We start from the raw sequence: 2,135 nt of genomic DNA, 5'->3' as shown, positions 1-2,135 counted from the left end.
CCGAGTTGCAAGGTGCAAGTGTCAACTGTCCCGGATCATAGCTGTGTTCAATTCCTAGTGCATGAGCGGATGCACGAGCAGATGCACGTGCACGCGCGGTGGTGCCGTGATTACAGTTCCTGCCGATGAAGACGTGTGAACGGCCTCTGCGGCTCCCGATTCCGGGAGTTGACTTCTCGGCAGCCCGTGCGACCCGCTGGTAGCTTGGATGGCCATTCGTCTTCCAGGGGGAATTCCACATGTACAAAGTCGCACGTACCGGCGCAGTCCTCGCCGCCGGTCTGCTGACCGCGCTGGCCCTCACCGGTTGCGGAAGCGACGGTGGCAAGGACGACTCGGGCAAGGACTCCGGGTCGAGCGCCGGCTCCACGCCGAGCGGGAGCGCTGACGCGTCCTCGGAGCCGGACGGCGGAACCGGCGGCGACGCGAAGGCGCTGGAGGGTGCCTGGCTGGGCCAGACCGACGGCAAGTCGGTGGTGCTGTCCGTCGTCGCCGGGAAGGCCGCCGTCGTCGCCGAGTCCCACGTCTGCACGGGCACCGTGGCGGACATGGGCAAGCCGATGCTGGAGCTGAAGTGCGCCGACGGGGACACCGCCCGGACCATGGGGGCCATCGAGTCCAACGACGGCAAGACCGTCGTGATCTCGTGGGATGCCGGGGCCAAGGACACGCTCAAGAAGACCGACCCGGGCTCGCTGAAGGACATCCCCGGCCTCTCCGACCTCCCCGACGTCCCGGACCTGCCGACGCCGTGACGCCGTGACGTCACGAGGTCAGGAGCCCAGCCCCCGCGACGCCGTGACGCCGTGACGTCACGAGGCCAGACCCCGCGAGAAGTCCTCCAGGGCGTCGAGGAGCAGCGCGACGTTGTTGCGGACGAGTCCGGTACCGGCGGGAGGCGGCGCCCCGCCCTCCGCCGCCTCCTCGCGCGCCCGGCACTCCGCCTCCCAGCGCTCCAGCGCCTCCCGCACCGGCGTCCAGTCCGGCACCCGCCGCTCCCGCACCGCCTTGGCGCCCTGGTCGGTGGCGCGGCGCAGCGCCTCGGCGAGCTCGGCGGCCCCCGGCACGGGCGTGGCCCCGCTGCGCGGGATGTGGGCCTCCAGGAGCATCGCGACCCGGCCGAGCTGGGCCAGGGTGTGCTGGGTGGCGTCGGCGGCGGCGTGCGAGAGGCCCCGGTGGCGCACCGGTTCGTGCCGGGCCGTCGCCACCGCCTCCTGCCAGGCGACCCGGGCCTCGCGGGTGGCGAGGAGGGCCTGCCGCACATCGCCCCGGCCGCGTTCGGCGGGGTCCGCGTACTGGTCCACGACCGCCGCCGCGTACCGGCCGCACGCCCTCAGCCAGTCGCCGAGCCGGGTCCGCAGCCGCGGGGTCTCCCAGGCCGGGTACACGGCGTACGAGATCATCGCCAGGAGGCCGCCGCCGAGGGTGAGGAGCACCCGCTCGAACACGGTCTGGCCCAGGTCGTCGCCGGCCATGCCGAGCAGGAAGACGACGTACGCGCCGACGCACGCCTGGGCGACCGCGTACCCGGTCCGCATGAGCAGGTACATCAGCAGGGCGCAGACCACGGCGAGGGCGGCGAGCGGTCCGGCGCCCGGATGCGCGGCCTCCACGATCGCGGAGGCGAGGAACACGCCGACGAGGGTGCCGCCGAACCGGGCCACCGCGCGGGAGTACGTCTGGGAGAACTCCGGCCGCATCACCATCACCGCCGCCATGGGCGCCCAGTAGCCGTGGCCGAGCGGCAGCAGGCGGCCCAGGAGGTAGCCGACCGCGGCGACGGCGGCGAGCCGGATCGCGTGCCGCAGGATCGGCGAGCCGTGGTGCACCTCGCGGCGCATGGCCCTGAGGACGACCGGGGCGAGGCGCAGCAGTCCGGGGCGCCGGTGGAGTTCGGTGGGCGGCCGGGTGTCCTTGATGGCGTCGGCGGCCTCCTCGGCTCCGGCCCGCTCCTCCTTGGTGCCGTCACCCTCGGCCGCCTCGATGACGTCGGAGAGCAGGGCGGCGAGCCGGTCGGCGGCGCGCAGCGGCGGGCCGGTGAGCAGGGCCCCGGTGTCGGGGGTCTTCAGCGCGGCGACGGCCGGCGCGGGCAGCTTGACCGGGTCGCCCTTGCGGATCGCCCGGGCGGCCGCGTC

Annotated in this window: 2 protein-coding genes; one reads left to right on the top strand and one right to left on the bottom strand. The window is 73.9% G+C overall.

The genetic code is table 11. The annotated features are described in order from the left end of the window. The first annotated feature begins 239 nt into the window (after nucleotides 1-239). Nucleotides 240-755, top strand: a complete 516-nt coding sequence (locus G3I41_RS12885; RefSeq protein WP_164400348.1) for a hypothetical protein — start codon at nucleotides 240-242, stop codon at nucleotides 753-755. A 57-nt stretch (nucleotides 756-812) separates the two neighbouring features. Here G3I41_RS12885 and G3I41_RS12880 read toward each other — a convergent pair. Further along, nucleotides 813-2,135, bottom strand: a 1,323-nt coding sequence (locus G3I41_RS12880) for an FUSC family protein (protein WP_203600891.1), incomplete at its 5' end; no start/stop codon positions are given.

It is taken from the genome of Streptomyces sp. SID9727, assembly GCF_010550605.1.
Taxonomy (GTDB): Bacteria; Actinomycetota; Actinomycetes; order Streptomycetales; family Streptomycetaceae; genus Streptomyces.
The sequence above is the reverse complement of the archived record's forward strand: the minus strand, read 5'-3'. Positions and strand labels throughout refer to the sequence as shown.